Below are 26,625 nucleotides of genomic sequence, written 5' to 3'. Positions count from 1 at the left end.
TGTTTCATGTCACGGACATTGGGGTCCCATGACCAAATCCGAATTGATCGAGGCGCTGGCGAAGCGTCAGACCCATCTTGCGTTTGCCGACGTCGAGATGGCCGTCAAGAGCGTCATCGAACAGATGAGCCAGGCTCTGGCTCAGGGCGAGCGAATCGAGGTGCGCGGTTTTGGCAGCTTTGCGCTGCATTTCCGCCCACCGCGCATGGGTCGCAACCCGAAGACGGGCGATGCCGTGGCGCTGCCCGGCAAGCACGTGCCGCATTTCAAGCCAGGCAAGGAGTTGCGTGAACGCGTCAACCTTGATCTGGACCAGGAAGCCGGTTAAGCCGGCAACTTCAGGTTTACCGAAGGCAGGCGACGCAAGTCGGCCTGCCTTCTTTTTGCCTGCAGATCCGGAACGGCGACCTGCCTGTTCTGAATCACCACCACATTGATCGCAAGCACTGCCTGTGCCAGCCCCGATCAATCGGGTAAAGTCTCGGCATGCGACTGCTCGTCATCCTCATCCTGCTGATCTTCATCGCGACCGGCGTAGTGCTGGGAGCGCTCAATGCCGATCTGGTCAGTTATGACCTCGCGTTTGCCCAGGTGCGATTACCCAAGGGAGCGGCCTTGCTTGTTGCCCTGGTGATCGGCTGGTTGCTCGGCGGCCTTACTGCATGGCTGGGCGTGAGTTCAGGACAGCGCCGGCTTCGCCGCCAGCAATTGCGTGCCGACAAGAAGCTGCCGGCCAAACCATGAATCTTCTGTCCGTGCTGGCTCCCCTGGTGCCGGCGGCCTTTGTCCTTGGTTGGTGGTCATCCCGCCGGGTCGGTGCACGCCGCTCGGGTGCAGAAGTCAGTGAGCTTTCCTCGGACTATTTCCGCGGCCTGAACTACCTGCTCAACGAGGAGCAGGACAAGGCAATCGAAGTCTTCCTCAAGCTGGCCGAATACAACCGCGATACAGTCGAGACGCACCTGGCGCTGGGCAACCTGTTCCGCCGGCGTGGCGAGGTGGACCGGGCGATTCGCCTGCACCAGCACCTGGTGTCACGGCCGGGCCTGTCCGATGCGATGAAGACGGTGGCCCTGCTTGAACTGGGTGAGGACTATATGCGTGCCGGTCTGCTGGATCGCGCCGAGGCACTGTTTTCCGATCTGGTGGCGATGGAAGCACATGCGCCTTCGGCCTTGCGTCATCTGATCGCGATCTACCAGCACGAGCGCGACTGGAACAAGGCGATCGAGCATGCGCGTCGACTGGAAGTGATGACCGGTGAGGACGAGTCGCCGATGATTGCCCAGTTCTATTGCGAACTGGCTGACCGCTCGCGCCAGCATGGAGCGCGTGCCGAGGCGCGCGACTATCTGCGCCAGGCGTTCGAATGTCAGGCCGATTGCGTGCGTGCCTTCATGCTGACCGGTCGGCTGCATGCCGAGGATGACGATCATGCCGATGCGGTGACGGCGTATGAAGCGGCGGTTCAAGCCGATGTCGCATTCACTCCGGAGATCTTGCCGCCGCTGCTCAACAGCTATGCCCGCTCGCATCAGATGGAACGGGCCGAGATTTTCCTGCGCGAGATGCTGAGCCGTTATCACGGTGTCTCGCCGGTACTTGCTCTGACTCAGTTGTACCGGCAGCGCGATGGCGAGCGTGCCTCGATTGATTTTCTGACTTCGCAGCTGCGCCAGCGGCCGTCCGTACGTGGCCTGATGGCGCTGATCGACGCCACCATGGACAAGGTCGAGGGCGAGGCAAGGGAGAACTTCCTGATCCTGCGCGATCTCACCAAGAAACTGCTGGAAGGGCAGGCCATGTATCGCTGCAGCCGTTGCGGTTTCGGCGCCAAGGCACATCACTGGCAGTGCCCCAGTTGCAAGAACTGGAGCACGATCCGGCCGATCCACGGTGTGGCCAGCGAGTGACATGAGGATCGCCATGGCCACGGGATGGTTGCTCGCCGCCTTGCTGATCACGTTGCTGCTGGTACGCAGCGCGATCGGCTATGCGCATCGGCGTGGCATGCTCGATCAGCCGGGGCAGCGCCGTTCGCACCGACTGCCTACGCCGCGCGGTGGCGGGATCGGCATCGTGGTGGCCATGCTGCTCTGCCTGCTGGGCGAATGGTGGTACCTGCCCGGTGTGTTCTGGTCATTCGGCATGGTGGCGGGACTGTCCGGTGCGCTTATGCTGGTGGCGCTGGCCGGTTGGTGGGATGACCATCGTTCACTGCCGGTGCTGCCGCGATTGGCGATGCAGCTGCTGGCGGTGCTCGGCTTTTCCGTGGCGTTGCTGGCCACGGGCTTGTCGTTCTGGTGGCTGCCTTTGCTGCTGGTGGGTGGGGTCTGGAGCATCAACCTGCACAATTTCATGGACGGCATCGACGGCTTGCTGGCTCAGCAGGCCATATTTGTGGCCTCTGGCCTGGCCGGGCTGGCATGGACGGCAGCAGAGCCGATGCTGGCCCTGGCGGCAGCGACGCTCGCGGCGTCGGCCCTGGGTTTCTGGTGCTACAACCATCCGCCTGCGCGGATTTTCATGGGCGATGTCGGCAGTGGCAGTGTCGGCCTGCTGATCTTTGCATTCACCGCGATGCTGTGGCGGCTCCGGCACGATCTGCTGTGGCCGGCGCTGACCTTGTCATCGGCGTTCGTGGTGGATGCCAGCCTGACCTTGCTGACGCGCATGTGGCGCGGGCGCTGCTGGTACGCTGCGCATCGCGAGCACCTGTACCAGTGGCTCGTGCGGCGCGGCGGGTCGCACGCGAATGCGGATAAAGGCTATTTGGCCTGGAATCTGCTGGTGGCGGCTCCGCTGGCCTGGTTGGCGTGCAGTCATCTGCGACTGGCGTTGCCGATTACCATGGCCGTCTATCTGCTGGCGGCGGTTCTTTGGCTGGCGCTGAAACGTCGCTGTCTGCGGCGCGATCTTTTCAAGGATGGTCATGTCGCTACGTAAAGTGATCGGCTTCATACACCCCCGCATTGCCGTCGTGCTGCACGATCTGGCGATGGCGGCGCTGGCATGGTGGATTGCCAAACTGCTGCGGTATGCATTGAAACCGGACGAGATTGTCAGCTACCAGCTGTTCGAACTCCCGATTGTGTTGCTGGTACAGGGGCTGATCTTCCGCTGGACCGGGCTTTACAAGAGTGTCTGGCGCTTTGCCAGCCTGCCGGATCTGTGGAATATCCTGCGTGCCGCGGTGATGGGCGCGGTGGCGATCTATCTGGCCCTGTTCCTGTACAACCGGCTGGACGGCGTGCCGCGCTCGGTGCTGCTGCTTTATCCGGGCTTGCTGGCCGTGCTGCTTGGCGGCCCCAGACTGCTCTACCGCTACTGGAAGGACAGCCGCAACGACCTGTTGCAGAATCAGAACGTGAAGCGAGTGCTGATCGTAGGTGCGGATTCGGCCGGCGAGGTGCTGGCACGCGATCTGCGCCGCGACAATCGCTATGCGGTGGTTGGTTTCGTCGATGACAAGACCACCCTGCGCGGCGCCAGCATCAACGGACACCCGGTGCTCGGAAGTTTCGACCAGTTGCCCGACGTGGCGCGTTCGGCTGCGGTTGACATGCTGCTGATCGCCTTGCCGGGTGCCTCGACCACCGAGATGCGCCGGGTGGTGTCATTGTGCGATGCCACCGACTTGCCGTACCGGACGGTGCCGAGGCTGGAGGACGTGGTTGCCGGTCGCGCACAATTCAACCAGATCAAGGAAGTGGCGATCGAGGATCTGCTCGGCCGCGACGCGGTGGAACTGGACTGGACCGCGATCCGCGAGACGCTGTCGATGCGCCGCGTGCTGGTCACCGGCGGTGGTGGCTCGATCGGCTCGGAACTGTGTCGCCAGGTCGCCCGGCTGGGTGCGCAATCGCTGATCGTGGTCGAGCAGAGCGAATACAACCTCTATCGCATCACCCAGGAACTGCGCGCGGATTTTCCGGAACTGATCCTCGAAGGCATTCTGGCCAACTGCGGCGATCAGGCAGCGATGCGCAAGGTGTTTTCGGAGGCGAGGCCGCAAGTGGTGTTCCACGCCGCGGCCTACAAGCATGTGCCCATGTTGCAGGGGCAGCTGAGGGCAGCCTTTCGCAACAATGTGCTGGGCACTTGCACGGTCGCGGATGCAGCGCGCGAAGCCGGTGTTGAATGCTTCGTGCTGATCTCGACCGACAAGGCGGTGAATCCGACCAGCGTGATGGGCGCCTGCAAGCGCGTCGCCGAAATCTATTGCCAGAACCTCAATGCACATGCCGACACCCGTTTCATGACGGTGCGTTTCGGCAATGTGCTGGATTCGGCCGGATCGGTGGTGCCGCTGTTCCGTGAGCAGATTCGTGCCGGTGGTCCCGTGACTGTGACCCACCCGGAGATTTCGCGTTATTTCATGACGATTCCCGAAGCCTGCCAGTTGATCCTGCAGACAGCGAGCATTGGCAAGGGCGGCGAGATCTTCGCCCTCGACATGGGCGAGCCGGTGAAGATCCGCGATCTGGCCGAGCAGATGATCCGTCTTGCCGGCAAGAAGCCAGGCAGTGAAATTCCGATCGTCTATACCGGCCTGCGCGCTGGCGAGAAGCTGTTCGAGGAACTGTTCCACCCGCTGGAAAACTACAGTGGCACCGAACATACCAAGATCTTCCTCGCACAGCACCGCGAGGTATCGTGGGAGCTGCTGCAGGCACTGCTGCACAAGGCGGTCGAGGCAGTCGACGTATTCGATGAAGAAGAGCTTCGGCGCTGCGTGTCCAGCCTGCTGCCCTCGTTCCGCTGGAGCGAGTCGGCCCAGCCGGACAATGTGGTGTCGATCCGCCGTAACGAAACAGGAGAGCCGTGAGTGAGCAAGCCTCTGCGCAAAGTGGTGTTCCCCGTGGCCGGTCTCGGCACGCGTTTTCTGCCGGCGACCAAAGTGGTTGCCAAGGAAATGCTGCCGGTACTCGACAAGCCGCTGATCCAGTACGCCGTCGACGAGGCGGTGGATGCCGGTGCCGACACCTTGATCTTCGTCACCAATCGCTACAAGCACGCGATCGCTGACTACTTCGACAAGGCCTATGAGCTCGAGGCGAAGCTGCAGGAGAAGGGTAAGGACGAACTGCTGGCCTTGGTACAGGGCACCTTGCCGCGCCATGTGCGGGCGATCTTCGTGACCCAGCCCGAGGCACTCGGTCTGGGCCATGCCGTGCTGTGCGCCAAACCGGTGGTCGGCGACGAGCCGTTTGGCGTGGTGTTGCCCGATGACCTGATCTGGAACGGCGCAATCGGTACGGGCAAGGGCGCACTGCGACAGATGGCCGAACTGGCCGACGCCCAGCGGGCCGGTGTGATCGCGGTGGAAGAGGTGCCGCACAACGAGACCGACAAGTACGGCATCGTCGATGCCACACCGGTCGATGAGCGCAGTGCGTGGATCCGTCACATGGTGGAGAAGCCCAAGCCGGCTGATGCGCCATCCAATCTGGCGGTGGTCGGCCGCTACGTGCTGCCGGGACGCATCTTTGCGCTGCTGGAGCAGACCACACCGGGTGCCGGCGGCGAAATCCAGCTCACCGACGCCATCGATGCGCTGCTGAAGGAGCAGGGCAAGGTGCTGGCCTACCGCTTCGAGGGCACCCGTTTCGACTGCGGCAACAAGGCCGGTCTGGTGCGCGCCACCATGCACATGGCGATGCAGGATCCGAAACTGGCTCAGACCGTGCGCGAGTTCGCCGCCAAACTCTGAATCTGGCTTGGGAAAGCCAGATGCAATGAAGGCGCCCTTGTGGCGCCTTCTGGTTTCATGCGGCAGCATGTCAGAATCTGCGCCGTGTCCTGCCATAACTGCATGGCAGCATGTGCATGGGGAAAACGGTTTATGCAAGAGCACTCCTGGAGAGTGCTTCTTGTCGTACCCGTGACCGATGTGTTCACTGGATGATTATCGGGAAGTGTCATGGATCTACTGCGGTTTCTGCTCATGCTGCCGGTGCGCCTCGTGCGTGGATCGCTTTATGCGATCGCGCTGATCCTCAGGCCGCTGATCGGCAACGTGGCGTGGTCAGCGCCGGCCTGGATGCCGGCAACCGGCACAGCGATACGTCGTCGACCGCTGCATTTTGCAGGTGGCCTGCTGGTGCTGTTGCTCGCGACGGTGGGTGGCTGGTATGGCTGGCAGTGGTACAAGAACCGTCCCAAACCGGTCGAACCCGACAAGATCACGTTCCAAGTGCAGGCGCCTGGACTGACCGACTACACCGCCAAGCCGATCGCGATTCGCCCCTTGCTGGTTACGTTTTCCGGTTCGGCCGCACCGATCGAACTGGTTGGCAAACCGGTAACCGAAGGCATCGTGATGTCGCCGGTAATGAAGGGTCAATGGAGCTGGAGCGGCGATCGCGTCCTGCGTTTCGTGCCTGCGGAAGACTGGCCGGTCGGAATGCATTACGAAGTGCGCTTCGACAAGGTCAAGGCGTTCGCAGCCAAGGTGCTGATGGACGAGGACAGCTTCACTTTCGACACGCAGCCGTTCACGGCCGCGGTCGTCAACTCGGAGTTCTACCAGGATCCGCAGAACCCCACCGCCAAGAAGACCATCGTGCAGGTGAGCTTCAATTATCCGGTAGACACCAGCCAGTTCGAGAAGCGCATCAATCTTGCGCTGTATGATGCCAAGGGCCTGAAGGTCGGTGATGCGCTGACCTACACGGTCAACTACGACGCGAACAAGCTCAACGCATGGGTGCACTCGCAGCCGCTGGCTTTGCCACGCGACGATGGCAGTGTGCAGTTCAAGCTGGACAAGGGCGTCGCCAGCGTACGTGGCGGCGATCCGACCAAGGATGCGCTTGCAGCCAATGTGCGTGTGCCGGGCCTGTACAGCCTGCGCATCGACGATATCCAGCCGACCCTCGTCAACAACGACAAGTACGAGCCGGAACAGGTACTGGTGATGAACGTGGGCGGCACGGTACGCGATACCGATCTGGTCAGCCTTACCAAGGCGTGGATTCTGCCCAAGCGCAACCCCAAGCAAAAGCCGCCGCAGGCGGACGACGAGCCGCCCTACGAATGGGGCGAGAGCGAGGTGAGCGAGTCCGTACTGAGCCAGTCGCAGCCGTTGAAGCTGGAACTGGTGCCGGCGGAAAACGATTACCAACAGATGCAGAGCTTCAAGTACCACGCCGATCCGGGACAGCAGATCTATGTCCGGGTGAGCGAGGGGCTGAAGTCCTTCGGCGGTTACGTGATGGGTCATCCGCGCACCGAATTGTTCCGTGTACCGGACTATCCGAAGCTGCTCAATTTCATGGCTGACGGCTCATTGCTGCCTTTATCGGGCAGCAAGCGGGTGTCGGTGGTCTCGCGGAACGTGCCTGGCCTGCGCATGGTCATCGGCCGTGTGCTGCCGGATCAACTGCAGCATCTGGTCAGCTTCACCTCCGGCAAGTTCAGCCAGCCGGACATGGACGCGAGCTTCAGCGAAGACCACATCGTTGACCGCTTCGTGCAGAAGATCAGCTTTCCGGAAGCCGATCCGACCAAGGCGCACTACGAGGGTGTCGACCTGGGCCAGTATCTCAAGGACGGCAAGCGCGGCGTATTCCTTTTGCACCTGTCCACTTACGATCGCCAGGCCGAATTGAAGCAGGCTGAAGAACTGAAGAAGGCCAGGGATGCCGAGGCCGGCGAAGCACATGGCGCCGCCAGTGCGACGGACGATACGGCCGCCAGCGACGGCAGCGAGGCAGACAACAACGACAGCAGCGATGGTGCCGGCAATGCTGATGGCACCAGCGATACGCGACTGGTGGTGGTAACCGACCTTGGTTTGTTGGTGAAGCGTGCGCTCGATGGCAGCCAGGATGTGTTCGTGCAGTCGATCAGCACCGGAAAGCCGGTCGATGCAGCCACCGTATCGGTGCTGGCGATCAACGGGCAATCTCTGTTCTCGCAGACCACCACTGCTGATGGTGTAGTGCATTTCCCTTCGCTGAAAGGGCTCGGTCACGAGAAAACACCGGTGATGTATCTGGTTAAGAAGGGCGACGACCTGTCGTTCTTGCCGCTAGGCCGCGAGGATCGCCAGATCGACTACTCGCGCTTCGATGTCGGTGGTGAGCGCAACGCGGTCAACCAAGGTGAGTTGTCGTCATACCTTTTCTCCGACCGCGGCATCTACCGCCCAGGCGACACCTTCCACATTGGCCTGATCGTGCGCGCTGCCAACTGGACCCACAGCGTGGTCGGCGTGCCGATGCAGGCGGAAATCGTTGATCCGCGCGGTGTCACCGTAAAGCAGTTGCCGCTGTCGATAGACGCTTCCGGTTTTGGCGAACTCGCCTATGCACCGGCCGAAACGGCGCCTACCGGCACCTGGACGGTGAACCTCTACATCACCCGCAAGAACGGTGATATCGGTGACCAGATCGGCAGCACCACGGTGCAGGTGAAGGAGTTCCTGCCCGATCGCATGAAGGTCAACGCCAAGCTGTCGCAGCAGGTCGCCGAAGGTTGGGTAAAGCCCGATCAACTGAAGGCGCTGGTCGACCTGCAGAACCTGTTCGGCACGCCGGCGGCAGCGCGCCGGGTGGAGGCCACACTGACCCTGACCCCGGCATGGCCGGAGTTCCACAGCTGGCCCGAGTTCCACTTCTACGACACCCGTCGCGCCAAGGAAGGCTACGAGGAGAAGCTGCAGGATGGCACCACCGACGACAAGGGGCATGTCGAATTCGCGCTGGATCTGAAGAAATACGCCGACGCCAGCTATGAACTCTATTTCCTGGCCAAGGCCTACGAGGCCGACGGCGGCCGCAGCGTGGCGGCAGCAGCGCAAACGCTGGTTTCCGCGAACGAGTGGCTCGTAGGCTACAAGTCGGTGGACAGTCTCGAATACATAAGTCATGGCGCCGTCCGCCATTTGCAGCTGGTGGCGATCGACCCGCAGGCGAAGTCGATCGATCTGAAAGGACTCAAGGCACGTCTGCTCGAACATCGCTACGTATCGGTGCTGACCAAGCAGGATTCGGGTGTCTACAAGTACGAGTCCAAGCTCAAGGACATCACGGTCAGCGAGCAGCCGCTTGCGATCGTTCATGGCGGAACGGACTACGCGCTGAATACCGACAAGCCCGGTGACTACTCGTTGCAGATCCTGCGTAGCGACGACACCGAGGTGAACCGTGTCGATTATTCGGTGATGGGTGACGGCAACGTGGCCCGCGCACTGGATCGCAATGCGGAACTGCAGATCAAGCTGGACAAGCAGGACTATGTGCCGGGCGAGCCAGTGGAAGTCTCCATCCGCGCGCCGTATGCGGGCAGCGGCGTGATCACCATCGAGCGCGACAAGGTCTACGCGTATACGTGGTTCCATGCCGACAGCACCAGTTCCGTGCAGCACATCAGCGTGCCTGCCGATTTCGAGGGCAACGGTTACATCAACGTGCAATACATCCGCGATCCGTCCTCGGACGAGATTTTCATGAGCCCGCTGAGCTATGGGGTGGTGCCGTTCTCGGTCAACCTCGACGCGCGCCGCAATGAGGTCAAGGTGGAATCACCGGCGGTGGTGAAGCCAGGCGAGACGGTCACCTTCAAACTCACTTCCGCGCACCCGGCCAAAGCGGTGGTCTGGGCGGTGGACGAGGGCATCCTGCAGGTGGCGCGTTACAAGCTGGGTGACCCGCTGAAGTATTTCTTCCGCAAGCGCATGCTGGAAGTACAGACCTCGCAGATCCTCGACCTGATCCTGCCGGATTTCGCCAAGCTGGTGGCGATGGCAGCACCAGGTGGTGACGCGAACGCGGCGATCGGGCGCCAGCTCAACCCGTTCAAGCGCAAGCGCGACAAGCCGGTGGTGTACTGGTCCGGCATCGTCGACGTGGATGGCGAGAAGGATCTGCAATACCAGGTGCCGGACTATTTCAACGGCAACCTGCGGGTGATGGCGATGACTGTGTCGCCCGAGCAGATCGGCACTTTCGAAGGTGCCACCACCGTGCGCGGCGATTTCGTGCTCTCGCCGAACGTGCCGACCACGGTGGCACCAGGCGATGAAGTGGAAGTCAGCGTCGGCGTGGCCAACAACCTCACGGGCCTGGGTGGCAAGGCGGTACCGGTCAAGGTGACGCTGAAGACTGGCCCGCAGCTGAAGGTGCTCGGCAGTGACAACCAGTCGCTGAGCCTTGGCGAAATGCGTGAAGGTGTGGCGAAGTTCCGGGTCAAGGCGACCGGCGTACTCGGTTCCGGCAACCTCAGCTTCTCGGCCAACTATGGCGACAAGTCGGCAACGCAGAGTGTGGATCTGTCGGTACGTCCGGCGGCCACCTATCGCACAGTCGTGGATGCCGGCGAAATCAACGCAGGCAACAAGACCGACCTGCCAAACCTGCGCCAGATGTACGACGAGTATGCCAAGCGCGATGCGGCGATTTCCAACCTGCCGCTGGTACTCAGCCGTGGCCTCACGGCCTATCTGGTGGATTTCCCGCACTTCTGCACCGAGCAGATCCTGAGCCGTGCGATGCCGGCGCTGGTGTTCGGCCAGCGGCCGGAGTTCAAGGCACTGCTCAAGGCATCCACCGACACCAACGACTTCAGCGAGGCGGATGCGCTGAGCGCACTGTTCGACACCTTGCACAGCCGGCAGAACAGCAAGGGCGGCTTCGGCGTGTGGGAAGCCACGCCGGATGCGGATGCGTTCCTCAGCAACTATGCGATGCACTTCATGCTGGAGGCGCGCGATCGTGGCCAGAGTGTCCCACAGGACATGTTCGATGCCGGCAACACCTACCTGCGCCAGATAGCTGCCAGTGAAGGCGATGACTCGCTGGCGTCACTGCGCCAGCGTGCCTATGCCATCTACCTGCTGACCCGCCAGGGCACGGTTACCACCAACTATCTGGCCTCGGTGCAGAGGCGGCTGGATGCTGCCTATCCGGATGACTGGAAGAACGACGTGACCGCAGCATGGCTGGCTGCGTCCTATCAGCTGCTCAAGCAGGACCACGAGGCGGCGCGGTTGATCGCCGGCCCGCAGAAGCTGCTGGTACGCGAGGCCAAGGACAAGGACTGGAGCTATGACTACTACTATGACCCGCTGATCCGCGACAGCACGGTGCTGTACCTGCTGGCCAAGCACTTCCCCGACCGCGTCAGGGATCTGCCGCCGCAGGCCTTGGTCAATATCGTCACGCCGTTGCAGGAGGGTCGTTACAACACTTTGTCCTCATCGATGACGATCCTTGCGCTCGATGCGTATGCCAATCTGGCCAAGGACGAGACGGCCAAGCTCGCCATCAATGCGGTGAAGCCGGATGGCAGCCTGCAGGTGGTGGGCAAACTGGATGGCTTGCAGCAGACGGCCACATGGGGCAACGGCATTCCGCGCCTGCGCTTCTTCAACGGCAGCAGCCTGCCGGCGTGGTATGTGGTCAGCCAGGGCGGTTATGACAACGATGTGCCAACCACGCCGATCAAGAATGGCTTCGAGATCGTACGCGAGTACACCGACGTCGATGGCAAGGCGCTGGACCAGATCGAGGTTGGCCAGGAGATCGACGTCCATATCAAGATCCGCTCGACCGACAACCACGATGTTGCCAACGTGGCCATTGTCGACCTGCTGCCGGGTGGTTTCGACCCGGTGATTCAGCCGCCGCCGGTGGTGACCGACAAGCAGGACGATGGCAGCAGCGCCAGCGATCAGGGTGGCGACAGCAATGCAGCGCCTTCCGAATGGCGTTCGCCGGTCGGTCTGGGCAGTTCCACCTGGCGGCCCGAATATGCGGACATCCGCGAGGATCGTGTGGTGATCTACGGTACCGCTACCGCGGATGTGCGCGAATTCGTCTATCGCATCAAGGCCACCAACGCCGGCAAGTACGTGATACCGCCGGCCTACGGCGAGTCGATGTACGAGCGCAATATCCAGGCGCGCTCGATCGCTGGCGGTACGTTGACCGTGGTCGATCCCAAACCGTGAGCCAGGCGCGAGGCATGCCCTCTCCCCCATGGGGAGAGGGTTGGGTAAACAGGCGGTGTTCGTGAAGACACGTCATCGACGGCCGATATGACGAGCATGCCTGCTGCGTTGATGCATGGTGTCATTGGCTGGCTGCGGCGCTGGCAGAACTGGCTGGTCGGCGCGATGTTGCTTATCGCCCTGCTGGCCGGTTGCCGATTGTGGCCGCATCGTGCGCTGCGTGACTGGCAGCCATCGTCCACAGCCGTCTATGACGACCATGGCCGCTTGTTGCGGCTGACGCTCGCCAGCGACGACCGCTATCGTTTATGGGTGCCGCTGAAGGATATTTCGCCGCAGCTAGTGGACGGCGTGCTGCTGCATGAGGACCGCTGGTACCGCTGGCATCCGGGCTTCAACCCCTACGGCCTGTTGCGTGGCGCATGGGTCACCTATGCGCGGCACGGCAACCCGCAGGGTGGCTCGACCGTGACCATGCAGTTGGCGCGTCTACTGTGGCGCCTCAATACACGCACGCCCGCCGGCAAGCTGCGTCAGGTGGGTAGAGCCATCCAGCTCGAGCTCTTCTACTCCAAGCAGCAGATTCTCGAGGCCTACCTCAACTACGCGCCCTATGGTCGCAATGTCGAAGGCGTGGGTGCAGCGAGCCTGGCGTATTTCGACAAGCCTGCCGCTGCGCTGAACCTGCCTGAGGCGTTGACCCTGGCCGTGATCCCGCAGGATCCCAGTCGGCGCCTGCAAGCCGCACGGGCGCAAGGCGGCACGGTGATCAATGCTTGGCTGGCCGAGTCGCGCAATCGTCTCTTTGCACGCTGGCTGAAAATCCATCCTGCCGATGCGGAGTTCAAACCACTGTTTTCGCTGCCACTCAGCCTGCGTCCATTGTCGCAACTGCCATTCGAGGCGCCGCATCTGGTCGAGCAGGTGCTGGCGGCGCGTGGCGTGCTTGACGACAACGCCGACACGCGTGTCACCACCACGCTTGACCTCACCATGCAGCACGCGCTGGAGCGGCAGATCGGGCAATTTGTGGCGCGCAACGACAGCCGCGGCATCCGCAATGCAGCCGCAATCCTGATCGATACCCGCGACATGGATGTCAAGGCCCTGGTCGGCTCGGCGAACTACCGTGACGCCAGCATCGATGGCCAGGTGAACGGCACTCTGGCCAAGCGTTCGCCCGGGTCGACCCTGAAACCCTTCATCTACGCGTTGGGTTTCGATGAGGGCGTGCTACATCCGCAGACCGTATTGCGCGATGTGCCCACCTCGTTCGGTCCGTATACGCCGGAGAATTTCGATGGCCACTTCCTTGGCCCGATCACCGCTACCGATGCGCTGATCCGCAGCCGCAACATTCCCGCGGTCTGGGTCGCCTCGCAGTTGAAGCAACCCAGCCTGTACCAGTTCCTGCACGATGCCGGCATCAGCCGCATGGCCAGCGAGAAGCACTATGGCCTCGCACTGGTACTCGGCGGCGGTGAAGTGACCATGCAGGAACTCGGTGGGCTGTACGCGATGCTGGCCAATCGCGGTGAGCTCCGGCCGCTGCGCCTGCTCGCCGATGACCCGCAGGTCGCCGGCACGCGCATGCTCAGCGACGAAGCCAGCTTCATGGTGATGGACATGCTGCGGCAGAACCCGCGCCCGGACGAAACCACCGGCGCGCAACCCACCCATCTGCCGGTGTACTGGAAGACCGGCACGTCATGGGCGTTTCGCGATGCCTGGACGGCCGGCAGCTTCGGCCCGTATGTGCTGGTGGTCTGGGTGGGCAATTTCGACAGCACCGGCAACCCGGCCTTCGTCGGCGCGGAGGCAGCAGCACCGCTTTTTTTCCAGATCGTCGATGCGATCCAGGCCGAACAGCCACGTCTGGCCGAGCCGGTCCGGCACATGCCGGCCAACCTCAAGCGCGTGGAGATCTGTCTGGCCAGTGGCGAGTTGCCGAATCAATGGTGCCCGCAGAAGGGCTGGACCTGGTTCATTCCCGGCAAGTCGCCGATCCAGGTCAGCAACGTGCACCGTCCGGTGGTGATCGACGACGCCAGTGGCCAACCCGCGTGTCCGCCGTATGCCGGCAAACATACCCACGTCGAGGTCTATGAATTCTGGTCATCCGATCTGCAGCAGGTCTTCGCGCAGGCCGGCGTCCCACGGCGCAAACCACCGCAGAATCCGGGCTGCCGCGACGCGGGCACGCCCGATGGCGATCCACCGCAGATCACCTCGCCGTTGCGCGGCAGCACTTATGCCTTGCGCCTGAAGCAGCTGGGGCAGGAGCGCATCGCCTTCATGGCCACCACCGATGCCGACGCGCATGCGTTGTACTGGTTCGTCAATGATGCCTATATCGGTCGCAGTGCGCCCGGCGAGTCGTTGTTCTGGCAGCCGCAGACGGCAGGCAGCTACAGCGTGCGCGTCGTCGACGACCACGGTCGCAGTGACCAGCGGCCGCTGGCAGTCGCCCTGGTCGAGTAGCCGCCGACCTGCTGCGCTATGCTCGCTTTCCAAACGCAGACTCACAGGTATTCGTTGCCGAAATGCCACCGCCCTTGCCCACGTCCTATTACCGTGCAACGGCCACGCCGTATCAGCCATATGCTCCATTGCAGGGACGCACGCATGCACGCGTAGCGATCATCGGCGGTGGCTATGCGGGCTTGAACACGGCGCTGGGCCTGGCTGAGCGCGGCATACGCGACGTCGTGCTGCTGGAACGCGAACAGATCGGCTTTGGTGCCTCCGGCCGCAATGGCGGTTTCGTATTCGGCGGTTATTCGCTGGGCGAGCAATCGCTGCTGACCCAGTTGGGCGATGCGCGTGCGCGGGAGCTGTTCAAGCTCACTACTGAGGCTGTGCAGCGCATCCGCCAGCGTATCGCCGATTACTCGATTGCTTGCGACGCCGTCGACCAGGGCGTGATCTGGGCCAACTGGTTTCGTGATCCGGCCGTGCTGCGCCAGCGCCAGCAATTGCTGGCCGAGCATTACGGCGTGCACTGGCAATGGCTGCCGCAGGACGAACTGCGCGAGCGTGTTCGCAGTGAGCGCTATCACGATGCTCTCTACGAGCGAGACGCGTTGCACTTGCATCCGCTTAACTATGCGATCGGTCTTGCGGCCGCCGCTGCCGGGCAGGGCGTGCACATTCATGAAGGGAGCGGCGTACGCGGTCTCGCCCGCGAGGGCCGTCAATGGCGCCTGCGCACAGCGCAAGGTGAGCTGCTGGTCGATCAGGTGGTGCTGGCATGCGGCGGCTACCTGGCCGGTCTGCAGCGGTCGATCGACCGCGCGATCCTGCCGATCGCGACCTACGTGATGGTGACCGAGCCGCTGCACGAGCGGATGGACGAATGCCTGCATACCCGCGCTGCGGTCTACGACAGTCGCTTCGCCTTCGACTATTACCGGCTGCTGCCGGATACGCGTCTGCTGTGGGGTGGGCGCATTTCCATCCGCAACCGTTCGCCGCAGGCGGTGCAGCGATTGCTCACGAAGGATCTGTTGCGCGTGTTTCCGCAATTGCAGGGCGTGAAGGTCGACTACGCGTGGTCGGGCCTGATGAGTTACGCGCGCCACCAGATGCCGCAGGTCGGTGGCAATGGGAATGGTTTATGGTGGGCACAAGCATTCGGCGGGCATGGTCTGGCACCGACCTGTGCTGCTGGCGAGCTGCTGGCGGCGGCGATTGCCGATGGCGATGATGGCTGGAAACAATTTGCCGACTACGGGCTGAGCAGTACGCACCGACCCTTTGGCTATCTCGGCGCTCAGGCGAGCTATTGGTGGCAACAAGGTCAAGACTGGTTGAAGACGAGGCTGGAAGGATGAGCGAGCAGGTGAGTGAAATCAGCTGGAGCGATTTCGAGAAAGTATTGATCGTCGCCGGTACGGTGACGCGGGTGGAACCGTTTCCCGAAGCACGCAAGCCGGCATGGAAGGTCTGGGTGGACTTCGGCCCCTACGGCGAGAAAAAGACCAGTGCGCAGATCGCTGCGCTGTACAGCGCGGAGCAGTTGCTGGGTCGGCAGATTGTCGGCGTGATCAATTTCCCGGAGAAACAGATCGGCCCGTTCCGTTCGCAGTTCCTGCTTACCGGGTTCCCGACCGATGACGGCGTGGTGATCACGGCGATCGAGCGCCCGGTGCCGAACGGCACGCGGCTGGCCTGACATGCCGGACTCGCCCCATTTGCGTCGTGCCCGTGTCGAGGATGCTTCGGAAATCGCACGACTGGCGGGCGAGCTTGGCTATACGGTCGAGACGCAGACCATGGCCGCCCGGCTCGCGGCGCTGCTGCCGCAACCGCAACAGCATGTGATGGTTGCTCAAGCTGACGACGGCACGTTGCTCGGCTGGATCGCCGTCGAGCGTCGACTCACGCTGGAATCCGGTGAACGCATCGAGATCGTCGGCTTGGTGGTAGATGCTGCAGCCAGGGGCAGCGGTATCGGGCATGTGCTGGTAAACGATGCGGAACACTGGGCACGCCAGCAGGGATTCGACGCCATTTCGGTGCGCTCCAATGTGACACGACTTCAGTCGCATCCGTTCTACCAGCACCTGGGCTATGTCCATCGAAAAACCCAGCACGCCTATACCAAGTTGCTTGATGCGGTGAGCTAGCTGCGTTCCCCGTCCAGCCATGTCTCCAGATCCTGCGTGTTCGCCACCATCGCATCGATCTGCTGATGCAGGTCACCTGTTTTGCGCGCGGTTCCTGCTTACCGGCCTTTCCACGGAGGATGAGGTGGTACTCACCGCGTTGGAGCAGCCAGCCAGTACCCAATGGCACGCGACTGGATTGAGCATGCGGCGCGCGCCATCGAGCCGGTTGCCTACCAGAGATAGACCTGCAGCGATGGCTCCCTGGACTTGAGCGGAATCCGTTGCAGCAGCTCACGCTGGTCGGGGTAATTCATCGCGCTGCGCTCCAGCAGGTTGTCGATCTGGGCGAGGTCATGCTGTGCCTCTTCGGGTGTGGGCGGGCGCATGCTCTGTGAATCCGGAAACAGTCCCACGCCAGCGAGCAGGCTGTACCATGACATGGTCGGATAGCCTTGGCCGAAGACACCTTTTTTCAGTCCTGGGATGATCGGCTTGCTGGACAGCCAGGTGGTCAGCAAATGCTTGAGCGGGTTCGACAAGTGGGTGTTGGCTGCGTTGGCGCGCCAGTAGTCGGTGTCGGTGCGTGTGTTGGTCTTGTAGTGGGTGACGATGTAATCGCGGGTACCCTCGAACTGGACGTTGATCGTCTGGTTGAAGTTCGCCCGCGCCTCGGCACCGAGGTCACCCTTTTCCAGCGCCGCGACGAACATGTAGGCGGTTCTCTGGACGAACAGCAAAGTAGTGGCCTCCAGCGGCTCGATGAACCCCTGTGCCAGGCCTACGGCGAGGCAGTTGCGGTTCCAGCTTTCGGCGACGCGACCGACACGCATCTTCAGGTGGCGCGCCGGCACGTCAGCATCCAGTACCCCGAGATGTGCGCGCAGTTCTGTCTCGGCCTGCTCGGGTGAGCAAAAGTCGGTGCTGTAGACGTAGCCGTTGCCGTAACGGTTGGTCAGTGGAATCTTCCAGGCCCAGCCGTTCGTGAGCGCGGTGGAGATGGTCTGCGACATGATCGGCCCGTCGATGGGCGTCGCCAGCGCAATCGCCGCGTTGTTGAACAGGTTCTCCGCGTAGGGCACGAACGGGGTCTTCAGTGCCTTGCCGATCAGCAGCGAAGCAAAGCCGGTGCAGTCGATGAAGAAGTCGGCATCCAGTGTCTCGCCGCCCTCGAGGTGCAGGGAGCCGATATCGCCGTTGTCCTTCAGGATCACCCCGTTCACGTGGCGCGCCACATGGCGCACGCCGCGCTCCAGCGCCTTCCTGAGCAGGAAGGCGCCAAGCAAGGTGGCGTCGAAGTGATAACCATGCCAGATGTCGAACGGGAAGCTGTGTGCCGGTTTGGGTGCCCGGCAGTCGCGCGCCAGCCGGCTGGCGATGAAGAACCGGTCAGGATGCGCGTGCACGTCGGCATGGTTCAGGCGCGAGTGCACGTTGTTGATGAATTGCGTCATGGTCAGGTTGTCGAGCATCGACGCAAACGCGTGGAAGTAGCTCTCGAAACCGGGCCGTGTCGACCACTTGTCGAAGGTAATGCCGTTTTTGTAGGTCGCGTTGCAGGCTGGCATCCATTCGGCTTCCTCGATGCCGAGGTCTTCGAAGAAGCGGCGCAGGAAGGGTGTCGAACCCTCGCCCACGCCGATCGTGGCGACTTGCGGCGACTCGATCACGGTGACCTCAAGCCTGGATCCATAGGCAGAGTTGGCCAGTGCCAGTGCCGTCATCCAGCCTGCGGTGCCGCCACCGACCACGACGATCCTGCGCACTGGCGGATCGGCTTCGATCCGCGTGCCAGCGTGATGCGCGGCAACAGGCTCGTTGAATGGGGCTGCGGTGTCTGGCATGGCAAAGGTCACTGGCTTGTCGAGGTGATGCCCAAGAGGAATCCATTTCGGGATCGCGGTCAATAGCCGGTGCTGGTGTCCCCAGTGATCACGTACTGGCTGCGATGATCGGCGCTGTCGTGGCTTGCGCGACGATTCAACGAGCGGCGCTATCCAGCCACACTTCCAGCCCCTGTGCATTCAGCTCGATGTCCATGTGCAGCCGCTGCTCCAGCGCCGCACGTCCCTGGGTCCAGCCGTGTGCATGGGCGCGCGCGGCGTACAACCCGGTGAGGTCATCGACCAGTCTGGCGTGCCTGTCCGGGTCATCGCCTGCCTCCAGCGCAAGCGCCACCATCGCGTCGATCTGCACATGCAGCTCAGCGGCCAGTCTGGCCACATTCTCGACCCGGTTGTAATGGGTGAGGTACATCGCCGAGGGCTGCAGTACGACCAGGCGTTCGATCGAGGCGTGCAGCGCATCGGGATCGAACTGCACCGGCGAGGTGGTGGGCAGGATGAAGGGGCCGTTTTCGGTGTCGAATTCACGATAGGACAGACCGAATACGTCGCCGGTGAAGCACACATTCGCGCGGGCATCGTAGACGGTGAGGTGATGCCTCGCATGGCCGGGCGTATCGATGCACAGCAAGGGCCGCCCTGCGAGGTCGACCACGTGACCATCCGGTGCCTCGATGACGCGTTCGGCGGGAATCGGTCGCAGCCGTCCATACGTCGTTTCCATCACCGCTTCGCCGTATACCGCACTGGCACCAGCCCACAATGCTGACGGGTCGATCATGTGCCGCGCGCCACGCGGGTGTACCACCAACTTCGCATTCGGCAGCTGTGCGATCAGTTCGCCCGCACCGCCGGCATGATCCAGATGCACGTGAGTGAGGATCAGCCAGTCCACTCCGGACGGAGTGATTCCGGCTTGGTCCAGTGCCGCCAGCATGCGTGGCACGGAATGGTTGGTGCCGCAGTCGATGAACGCGCCACGCCCGTTCTCGACGATCAGGTACGCGGCGTCGAACTGCGGCCGTACGAAACCGGTGTCGATGGTGTGGATGCCTTGGGTGGTTGTCATGTCGGTCCCGCGTCGAGTCGATCCGGCGAGGGTAGCAAGTCGCCCCATCGCTGGCACTTGCATCTTGGTCGAGCCGGGTGGCGTCATCCTCCAGTGGCGTTGATTCAAGCGGTGGCCTGGCACAAGGCGCATCCTGTCGATGCTGCCGCCCAGGCTTGGGAACCTTGGACGCGCTGATGCATCCGATCAGTGGCAGTACGGCCAACGCACGGCGTTGGCTCTTCGTCTTCATGACGCAACCAGAGGGGAATGACATGTTGCTCTATGCGGTTCTGATTTTTGCGATTGCCGCCATCGGCGGCCTGGTGCTGGCTTCCAGCGTGTTGCGCGGCAAGCTGGCGCCGTGGGCGATCTCGGTTTTGCACGCCTTGCTGGGAGCCAGCGGCTTGGTGCTGCTGATCATCGAAGTCTTGCAAGGTGCAGCACCGGGCCGGCTCACCGCGGCGCTGGGCCTGCTGGTGTTGGCGGCTCTGGGTGGTTTCTTTCTCGCCTCATTCCACCTGCGCGGGAAGGTGGCGCCGAAAGGTGTTGTCTTCGTGCATGCCGGTGTCGCGGTGGTCGGTTTCCTGACCCTGCTCAGTGTGCTGTTGGGCTGAGCCGTCATGCGTCACCCGTTGCATCCCGCGCTGGTCCATTTCCCGATCGCCGGCTGGTCACTGGCCACGGCGGCGGATCTTGCCAGTCTGGGTTGGGGTGAGCCGGCATGGCGCTTTGCCGGTGTGTTGCTGCTGGCGGGGATCGGTTTCTCGATCCCCGCCATGTTGGCCGGTTTTCTGGAATTGACGAAAATTGCCGAGGACCATCCTGCGATCAAGGACGTCAACCGCCACATGATCGTGGTGATGACCGCCCTGGCCTTTTATGCGACCAGCCTGTTCCTGCGCTTGCAGGGCACCACACTGACCAAACCTGGCGTGTTGGCGATCGCGTTGAGCGTGACCGGATTCCTTTTCCTGTGCGCTGGTGGCTGGCTCGGCGGCAAGCTTGTGTATGGACACCGGCTGGGAGTCGGCCCGTCATCGCCGCCATAGCTGACTGCTGGCGAAAAATCGCCCTGATTCAGCCGGCGCGGCGGAACGTCAGGTTGATGCGGCAATCGCCAAGAGCATCATGCTGATCTGGTTTGAGCGGTAGTACGCCGTGGTAGCGCAGACGTGCCGGGCCACCCCAGACGACCACATCGCCATGCGTCAGTGGCACGCGGATCTGCGGATCCGCGCGCTGCATGCCACCGAACAGGAAGACTGCCGGAATGCCCAGCGACACCGAAACGATCGGCTGGCCGAAGTCGCGTTCGTCGCGATCCTGATGCAGGCTGAGCCGCGCACCGGGTTCGTAGCGATTGATCAGACAGGCATCCGGCACAAAGCCGACAAACCCGGCGTGCGCCGCGGCAGCACCTGCCAGTCGCAGGAAAATCTCCGGCATGGCGGGCCAGGGCCGGCTGCTGAGTGGATCGACCGGGTCGTAGCGATAGCCACGCCGATCGCTGACCCAGCCCAGTGATCCGGCATTCGTCATGCCCACCGACATGCGGAAACCTCCGGGCGTGACCAGATGACGGAAAGGTGCCTGTGCGACCACCATGTCGATCGCCGGCAGCAGCACGGCTTCTTCCATCAAGGCGAAGCCACGCAGCAGCACGGCACCTGCGTCCAGCGGCTCGTCCCGGCGCTGGTGACTGAACGTGTCGCCGAACAGATCCGCCATGCTCATGTGGCGTCGTGGAAGATGATGCCCAGGGTATGGCGATGCCCTGTGCGCACCTGGCTCACGCCATGCCGAAGATTCACCCGATAGCTGCCGCGTGTACCGGCGACGGGACGCTGATGCACGGCGAAGATCACCGCATCACCCTGGCGTAACGGCACTACCATGGGTCGTGACTGCATGCGCGGGCGCTGCTCGGTCAGCACGAATTCGCCGCCGCTGAAATCGCGCTCCGGCTCGGACAGCAGGATCGCCACCTGCAGAGGAAATACCTGTTCACCGTATAGATCCTGGTGCAGGCAGTTGTAGTCACCTTGGCCATATTGCAGCAGCAGCGGAGTAGGGCGCTGCTGCCCGACCGCATGGCAGTGTTCGATGAAGGCGGCGTGTGCATCGGGGTAACGCATCGCGATCCCCATTGCCGTGTTCCAGCGATTCGCGACCGGCACCAGCCGCGGATAGAGTGTCGTACGCAAGTCTGCGACCACGCCAGGCAACGGATAGCGGAAATACTGGTATTCGCCGCGACCAAAGCCATGCCTGCCCATCACGACGCGGCTGCGGAAACACGACTCATCGGCATACAGGCGGCCCAAGTCACGGCATTCCTGCGGCGACAGCAGGGCTTCGAGTACCGCGCAACCTTGTGCATCGATTTCACTTTCGATGCCAGCCCAGTTGAATACCTGCAGTTTTGTGTCGGTATCGGGCGTGACGCACCGTACGGCATTCATCACGATGCCTCGCGCTCCAGCAGCGCACGCTTGCGTTCGACGCCCCAGCGATAACCCGACAGGCCACCGTCACTGCGCACCACGCGATGGCAGGGGATCGCCACCGCCAGCGCATTCGCTGCGCAGGCCTGAGCCACAGCTCGCACCGCACGTGGCGAGCCGATCCGCGTGGCGACCTCGCTGTAACTTGCCGTGGCACCCGGTGGAATCTCCCGCAATGCTTGCCACACACGCTGCTGGAACGCGGTGCCACGCACGTCCAGCGGCAGATCGAAACCGATCGCCGGCGCTTCCACGAAGCCGACTACCTGCGCCACCAACTGTTCGAACGCATGATCGCCACCGATCAGATTCGCCTTCGGAAAACGATCCTGCAGATCGCGGGCCAATGCATCCGGATCATCGCCGAGCAGGATCGCGCAGACGCCACGCACACTTTGCGCGACCAGGATCGCACCCAGCGAGCATTCGCCGATCGCGAAGCGGATGTCGTGGTCGATGCCGCCGGCGCGATAGCTGGAAGGTGTCATGCCGAGCACCCGGTCGGCTGTTTCGTAGAAACGGCTGCTGGCGTTGTAGCCGGCATCGAAAATCGCCGTGGTCACGCTGTCGCTGCGGTCGAGTTCGCGACGTACTCGACGAGCCCGCTGTGCCTGCGCGTACTGCTTCGGCGTCAGCCCGGTGACGGCCTTGAATACGCGATGAAAATGGAACGGACTCAGGCCGCTCGGTTTCGCCAGCTGTTCGAGCGTGGGCAGCGTCTCGGCACTTTCGATCAACCGGCAGGCCGCCGTCACCAGCATTGCGTGCTGTTCGCCCAATGAAGGTTGATCGGGCCGGCAGCGCTTGCAGGGACGGAAACCGGCATGCTCCGCCTCGGCGGCGGTCGCATGGAATGCCACGTTCTCCGGCCGGGCAGGACGCGCGCCGCAGGACGGGCGACAGTACACGCCGGTGGTACGCACCGAATAATAGAAAGTGCCGTCTGCGCTCGCGTCATGGGTCTGCACCGCGATCCAGCGTGGATCGTTGAGCGTGGTGGCCGCCCGCTGGCTATTTTTCTCGAATGCTTTCATGGCTGTTCCTTTCGTCAGATTAACGCGTGACAGTCAATCTAGCGACGGATGGCATGGGCGACACTCCGGGTCTTGCGCCCGAATTCGCATTTACCGGTGGTCAGCGTGCGGGAGTGCTTGTTTCGTACACAACGCGCTGCTTTTGCCGCTGAATCCGCTTACCATGAAGGACATGGCGATTCCTCGTACCCATGACAAGGGGAAATTCATGAAGGTGATTCTGAAGACGGTAGGCGCACTGGTCATCATGGCGTCGCTCTCGGCGTGCACCATCGCCACCAGGGCTTATGTTGACCCGCAATATCACCAGGCCACCTCGGATGTAATACATCCGCTCGTCCAGCCGATTCCGGTGCAGGTGACAGCCCGGTTCCAGACCAACGAGAAGCCGACGCCCACCGTCGATGCCGAATTGCAGCATCAACTCGAACAGGCGCTGGCGGCCACCGGCGTATTTTCGCCGACGACAGATGCCAATGCGGCGGCCCGGATCACGGTTACAGCCAACGACAGCAGCGACCTGGAGGATGCCCGCCACCGTGGTTTCCATACCGGTCTGACGCTGGGCAGCACCGGCTCGATGATCGATGACAACTACGAATTCACGATTGCCTACCGTCATGCCGGCGGCAACGACTACCAGGCGGTCTACAAGCACGCGATCCATACCACGTTAGGCAAGATCAACGGTCCTGCCGGCGCCACACCGACCACGACAGCCGATGCATTTCACCACGTTGTCAGCGATGTGGTGATGAATTTCGTCTGGGATCTGCAGAGTCAGGGTCTGATCGGAAAGTAACCGGCATCACCACTGCAGCATGAGCTTGCCGATGTGCGCGCTGCTTTCCATGAGCGCATGCGCCTTGGCGGCCTCGGCAGCAGGAAATACCTGGTGGATCACCGGCCGCAGCCTGCCTGATTCCAGCAAGGGCCAGACCTTGTCGTGCAACTGGCGGCCCAGCGCACTCTTGAATGCGATCGGGCGGGCGCGCAAGGTTGATCCGGTGAGTGTGAGCCGACGCCGCATGATCGTTGCAGCGTCGATGCTTGCCTTGCTACCGCCAAGAGTGGCGATCACCACCAGTCGGCCGCCTTCGGCCAGCGCGTCGAGTTCGCGCAGGATGTAGTCACCGGCGACCATGTCGAGGATCACGTCGACGCCGCGGCCGTCGGTGGCCTGCTTCACCACGGTGACGAAATCCTGCTCGCGATAATTGATCGCACACTCTGCGCCGAGCTTCTCGCACGCCGCGCACTTTTCCGCACTACCGGCGGTGGCGAACACGCGATGCCCCAGTGCATGCGCCAGCTGGATCGCGGTCACGCCGATGCCGCTGGAGCCGCCTTGCACCAGCAGGGTTTCGTGCACGCCGCCTTCGCCCTGGCCGAGCTGGCCACGCTCGAACACGTTGCTCCATACGGTGAAATAATTTTCCGGCAGCGCTGCCGCCTCGATCATCGAGAATCCCGTCGGTACCGGCAGACATTGCGCCAGCGGTGCCACGGCGTATTCGGCATAGCCGCCACCGGCGAGCAGGGCACATACAGAATCGCCGTGCTTGAGGCCGAACGGGTTGTCACCGGTCAGGTCACCTTCGACCAGGATGCCGGCCACCTCCAGTCCGGGCAGATCCGATGCGCCAGGCGGCGGGGCGTAATGGCCTTGTCGCTGGAACACATCCGGCCGGTTCACCCCGGCGGCGGCCACCTTGATCAGCACTTCACCCATGCCGGGCTGCGGAACCGGTCGCTGCGTCAGTTGCAGTACGTCCGCTGCGCCGGGATGGTTGATTTCGATGGCTTGCATGGAGGGCATGGTGCGGCTTCGCTATTGCGTGGGGATGCCAAAACTCTGGCGCCGATGCAGCGTATATCAAGCATTGAGTGTTGACTGTGTATGGGCGCGTGGGAGCGTTTTTATGTCGGACGATTCGAGAATTCCACATGGCTTGGTCATACGGCACCGTTCCGATGGTTGACGATGGCGCAGACTGGCGATAAACAGACGACTGCCTTCGTGTGGAAAGCACCCATGATGCACATGCTGTTGCTGGTGCTCGATCTCGTCGGCACCTTTGTGTTCGCGCTGAGCGGCGGCTTGACTGCAGTACGGCGCAGGCTCGACCTGTTCGGCGTACTGGTGCTGTCGTTTGCGGCAGGCAATGCCGGCGGCATCACCCGCGACGTGCTGATCGGTGCCACGCCGCCATCCGCGATTGCCGATTGGCGCTATCTCGCAGTGTCGGTGCTGGCTGGGGTCATCACCTTCTATCGCTACGAAACGATCGAACGGTTGCGCAATCCGGTGCAATTGTCCGATGCGGCAGGTCTTGCACTGTTCGCGGTCGCTGGCGCGCAAAAGGCGCTGGCCTACGGACTCAACCCGGCCATGGCGGCCCTGCTGGGCATGCTTACCGGCATTGGCGGCGGCATGTTGCGCGACGTGCTGGTCTCGCAGATTCCCACGGTGCTGCGTGCCGACCTCTACGCTGTGGCTGCGCTGGCCGGCGCGGTCGTGGTCGTGCTGGGCAGCTTGCTGCAACTCCCACCGATGGCCACCACGCTGGCTGGTGCAGGATTGTGTTTTGGCCTGCGCTACATGGCCATCCGTCACCAGTGGCACCTCCCGGTGGCGCGCTATGCGGAGAAGCCAGATACGGACTCCCGTTCATAGCTGCCGGCTCGCTCAGCGAATGCGCCGGATCACGCTGCCGTATCGACCAGGACCAGTTCGGCGTCTTCCAGTGCCTTTACGCGCAACACGCTTTCGTCGTGGATGGCTGCACCATCGCGGGCATGAAGTGTCACTCCATTGATTTCCACCGTGCCCGTAGCTGGCACCAGATACGCATAGCGGTCATTGGCCATGGTGTATTCCGCCGTCTCGCCGGCCTTGAGCGTTGCGCCGAGTACGCGTGCATCGGTACGCAGGGGCAGGGCATCGCCGTCCTCCTTGAACCCGCTGGCCAGCGCCACGAAGCGGCCCGAACGCTCGCCTTTCGGAAATGGCCTGGCACCCCATGCAGGCGGCTGGCCGTGTGCATCGGGGATGATCCAGATCTGGAATATCCGGGTGGTTTCGCTTTCCAGGTTGTACTCGGCATGGGTGATCCCGCTGCCGGCACTCATCACCTGCACATCGCCTGCCTCGGTGCGGCCCGCGTTGCCGAGGCTGTCCTTGTGGCTGATCGCGCCTTCACGGACATAGGTGATGATTTCCATCTCCGCATGAGGATGCGGTGGAAAGCCCGTCTGCGCGGCGATGGTGTCGTCATTCCACACCCGCAGTGCGCCCCAGCCCATGTGTTTCGGATCGTGGTAACCGGCAAACGAGAAATGGTGTTTCGCCTTCAGCCAGCCATGGTCGGCTCCGCCCAGGCTTTCGAAGGGTCTGCGTTCAATCATGGTCGTGGCTCCCATGGCGTGTGCTGTTCTTGGTCATGCTCGCCACGATAGATCCGACACGCAGGCGAACACAGAGGCCGGCGTGGAACGGACTGTTGCCGAATCGAGCCTTGCGCAGCTTGTCCGAAGGGAGGCGAATGGCTTGGCATGGGCGTAAAAAGTTGCGGTTCTGACTGAACAAATCCAGGCCGGCACGAACCGTTTTCGAATACTGCGGGTTG

The 26,625-nt window shown here is 62.5% G+C and carries 22 protein-coding genes; 15 read left to right on the top strand and 7 right to left on the bottom strand.

Features of this window, described 5'->3' with window-relative positions; translation table 11 throughout:
- Positions 1–28 precede the first annotated feature (28 nt).
- The 11 genes from B0E51_RS07570 to B0E51_RS07520 all read left to right on the top strand — a co-directional run bounded on the left by B0E51_RS07570 (position 29) and on the right by B0E51_RS07520 (position 16,584).
- The gene (locus B0E51_RS07570) at positions 29–328 is read left to right on the top strand and encodes an integration host factor subunit beta (RefSeq protein ID WP_077444252.1); all 300 of its coding nucleotides are present in this window, start codon (positions 29–31) and stop codon (positions 326–328) included.
- A gap of 158 nt (positions 329–486) precedes the next feature.
- Positions 487–744 (top strand): LapA family protein, encoded by a 258-nt coding sequence (locus B0E51_RS07565; protein ID WP_077444251.1) that lies wholly within the window; start codon positions 487–489, stop codon positions 742–744.
- Positions 741–1,913: a lipopolysaccharide assembly protein LapB gene (lapB, locus tag B0E51_RS07560; protein ID WP_077444250.1), complete on the top strand. Its 1,173-nt coding sequence runs from the start codon at positions 741–743 to the stop codon at positions 1,911–1,913. Before B0E51_RS07565 ends, lapB begins: the two co-directional genes overlap by 4 nt.
- Before the next feature lie 7 nt (positions 1,914–1,920).
- Positions 1,921–2,946 (top strand): glycosyltransferase family 4 protein, encoded by a 1,026-nt coding sequence (locus tag B0E51_RS07555; RefSeq protein ID WP_077444371.1) that lies wholly within the window; start codon positions 1,921–1,923, stop codon positions 2,944–2,946.
- Positions 2,933–4,828 (top strand): nucleoside-diphosphate sugar epimerase/dehydratase, encoded by a 1,896-nt coding sequence (locus tag B0E51_RS07550; protein WP_077444370.1) that lies wholly within the window; start codon positions 2,933–2,935, stop codon positions 4,826–4,828. Before B0E51_RS07555 ends, B0E51_RS07550 begins: the two co-directional genes overlap by 14 nt.
- Complete coding sequence (gene galU / locus B0E51_RS07545; protein WP_077444249.1) at positions 4,829–5,713, top strand: UTP--glucose-1-phosphate uridylyltransferase GalU; 885 nt, start codon at positions 4,829–4,831, stop codon at positions 5,711–5,713. It abuts the gene before it with no gap.
- Between the two features lie 210 nt (positions 5,714–5,923).
- Positions 5,924–11,956 carry an alpha-2-macroglobulin gene (locus tag B0E51_RS07540; protein WP_077444248.1) on the top strand — a complete coding sequence of 2,011 codons (6,033 nt, stop codon included), beginning with the start codon at positions 5,924–5,926 and terminating at the stop codon, positions 11,954–11,956.
- 87 nt (positions 11,957–12,043) lie between these two features.
- Entirely contained in the window at positions 12,044–14,437 is a 2,394-nt protein-coding gene (gene pbpC, locus B0E51_RS07535; protein ID WP_254424453.1) for a penicillin-binding protein 1C, read from the top strand.
- Positions 14,438–14,499: 62 nt separating this feature from the next.
- Positions 14,500–15,789, top strand: a complete 1,290-nt coding sequence (locus B0E51_RS07530; RefSeq protein WP_077444247.1) for an FAD-binding oxidoreductase — start codon at positions 14,500–14,502, stop codon at positions 15,787–15,789.
- Entirely contained in the window at positions 15,786–16,130 is a 345-nt protein-coding gene (locus tag B0E51_RS07525) for a tRNA-binding protein (protein ID WP_077444246.1), read from the top strand. Before B0E51_RS07530 ends, B0E51_RS07525 begins: the two co-directional genes overlap by 4 nt.
- 1 nt (position 16,131) lies before the next feature.
- Positions 16,132–16,584, top strand: a complete 453-nt coding sequence (locus B0E51_RS07520) for a GNAT family N-acetyltransferase (protein WP_077444245.1) — start codon at positions 16,132–16,134, stop codon at positions 16,582–16,584.
- Between the two features lie 212 nt (positions 16,585–16,796).
- On the opposite strand, the gene B0E51_RS07515 is transcribed toward B0E51_RS07520, so the two are convergent.
- Together B0E51_RS07515 and B0E51_RS07510 are read right to left on the bottom strand one after the other, a co-directional pair.
- Positions 16,797–18,407 carry a tryptophan halogenase family protein gene (locus B0E51_RS07515; RefSeq protein WP_077444244.1) on the bottom strand — a complete coding sequence of 537 codons (1,611 nt, stop codon included), beginning with the start codon at positions 18,405–18,407 and terminating at the stop codon, positions 16,797–16,799.
- 136 nt (positions 18,408–18,543) lie between these two features.
- Entirely contained in the window at positions 18,544–19,476 is a 933-nt protein-coding gene (locus B0E51_RS07510; protein ID WP_077444243.1) for an MBL fold metallo-hydrolase, read from the bottom strand.
- 254 nt (positions 19,477–19,730) lie between these two features.
- Here B0E51_RS07510 and B0E51_RS07505 point away from each other — a divergent pair, with 254 nt between their 5' ends.
- Together B0E51_RS07505 and B0E51_RS07500 are read left to right on the top strand one after the other, a co-directional pair.
- Positions 19,731–20,072, top strand: coding sequence for a hypothetical protein (locus B0E51_RS07505; protein WP_168172596.1), 342 nt, complete (start codon positions 19,731–19,733; stop codon positions 20,070–20,072).
- 6 nt (positions 20,073–20,078) lie between these two features.
- Entirely contained in the window at positions 20,079–20,507 is a 429-nt protein-coding gene (locus B0E51_RS07500) for a DUF2231 domain-containing protein (RefSeq protein WP_077444242.1), read from the top strand.
- Positions 20,508–20,535: 28 nt separating this feature from the next.
- Here B0E51_RS07500 and alkB read toward each other — a convergent pair whose 3' ends face one another.
- From alkB to ada, 3 genes are read right to left on the bottom strand one after another with little or no spacing between them, the layout of a single operon-like run.
- Positions 20,536–21,192: a DNA oxidative demethylase AlkB gene (gene alkB, locus B0E51_RS07495; RefSeq protein ID WP_077444241.1), complete on the bottom strand. Its 657-nt coding sequence runs from the start codon at positions 21,190–21,192 to the stop codon at positions 20,536–20,538.
- Positions 21,189–21,920: a 2OG-Fe(II) oxygenase gene (locus tag B0E51_RS07490; RefSeq protein WP_077444240.1), complete on the bottom strand. Its 732-nt coding sequence runs from the start codon at positions 21,918–21,920 to the stop codon at positions 21,189–21,191. Before B0E51_RS07490 ends, alkB begins: the two co-directional genes overlap by 4 nt.
- Complete coding sequence (ada, locus tag B0E51_RS07485; protein WP_077444239.1) at positions 21,920–22,996, bottom strand: bifunctional DNA-binding transcriptional regulator/O6-methylguanine-DNA methyltransferase Ada; 1,077 nt, start codon at positions 22,994–22,996, stop codon at positions 21,920–21,922. The genes B0E51_RS07490 and ada overlap by 1 nt, the downstream gene beginning before the upstream one ends.
- Positions 22,997–23,204: 208 nt before the next feature.
- Here ada and B0E51_RS07480 point away from each other — a divergent pair, with 208 nt between their 5' ends.
- On the top strand, positions 23,205–23,798 hold the full coding sequence (locus tag B0E51_RS07480) for a hypothetical protein (RefSeq protein ID WP_143525826.1): 594 nt from the start codon (positions 23,205–23,207) through the stop codon (positions 23,796–23,798).
- Positions 23,799–23,804: 6 nt separating this feature from the next.
- Here B0E51_RS07480 and B0E51_RS07475 read toward each other — a convergent pair whose 3' ends face one another.
- Positions 23,805–24,806, bottom strand: coding sequence for an NAD(P)H-quinone oxidoreductase (locus B0E51_RS07475; RefSeq protein WP_077444237.1), 1,002 nt, complete (start codon positions 24,804–24,806; stop codon positions 23,805–23,807).
- Between the two features lie 228 nt (positions 24,807–25,034).
- Between B0E51_RS07475 and B0E51_RS07470 the strand changes: the two genes are divergently transcribed.
- Positions 25,035–25,673, top strand: a complete 639-nt coding sequence (locus tag B0E51_RS07470; protein WP_077444367.1) for a trimeric intracellular cation channel family protein — start codon at positions 25,035–25,037, stop codon at positions 25,671–25,673.
- Between the two features lie 29 nt (positions 25,674–25,702).
- Here B0E51_RS07470 and B0E51_RS07465 read toward each other — a convergent pair whose 3' ends face one another.
- Complete coding sequence (locus B0E51_RS07465; protein WP_077444366.1) at positions 25,703–26,404, bottom strand: pirin family protein; 702 nt, start codon at positions 26,402–26,404, stop codon at positions 25,703–25,705.
- Between the last annotated feature and the right edge of the window lie 221 nt (positions 26,405–26,625).

Source organism: Rhodanobacter sp. C05 (assembly GCF_002001165.1).
Lineage (GTDB): Bacteria > Pseudomonadota > Gammaproteobacteria > Xanthomonadales > Rhodanobacteraceae > Rhodanobacter.
This window is presented reverse-complemented; position numbering and strand designations above follow the sequence as displayed.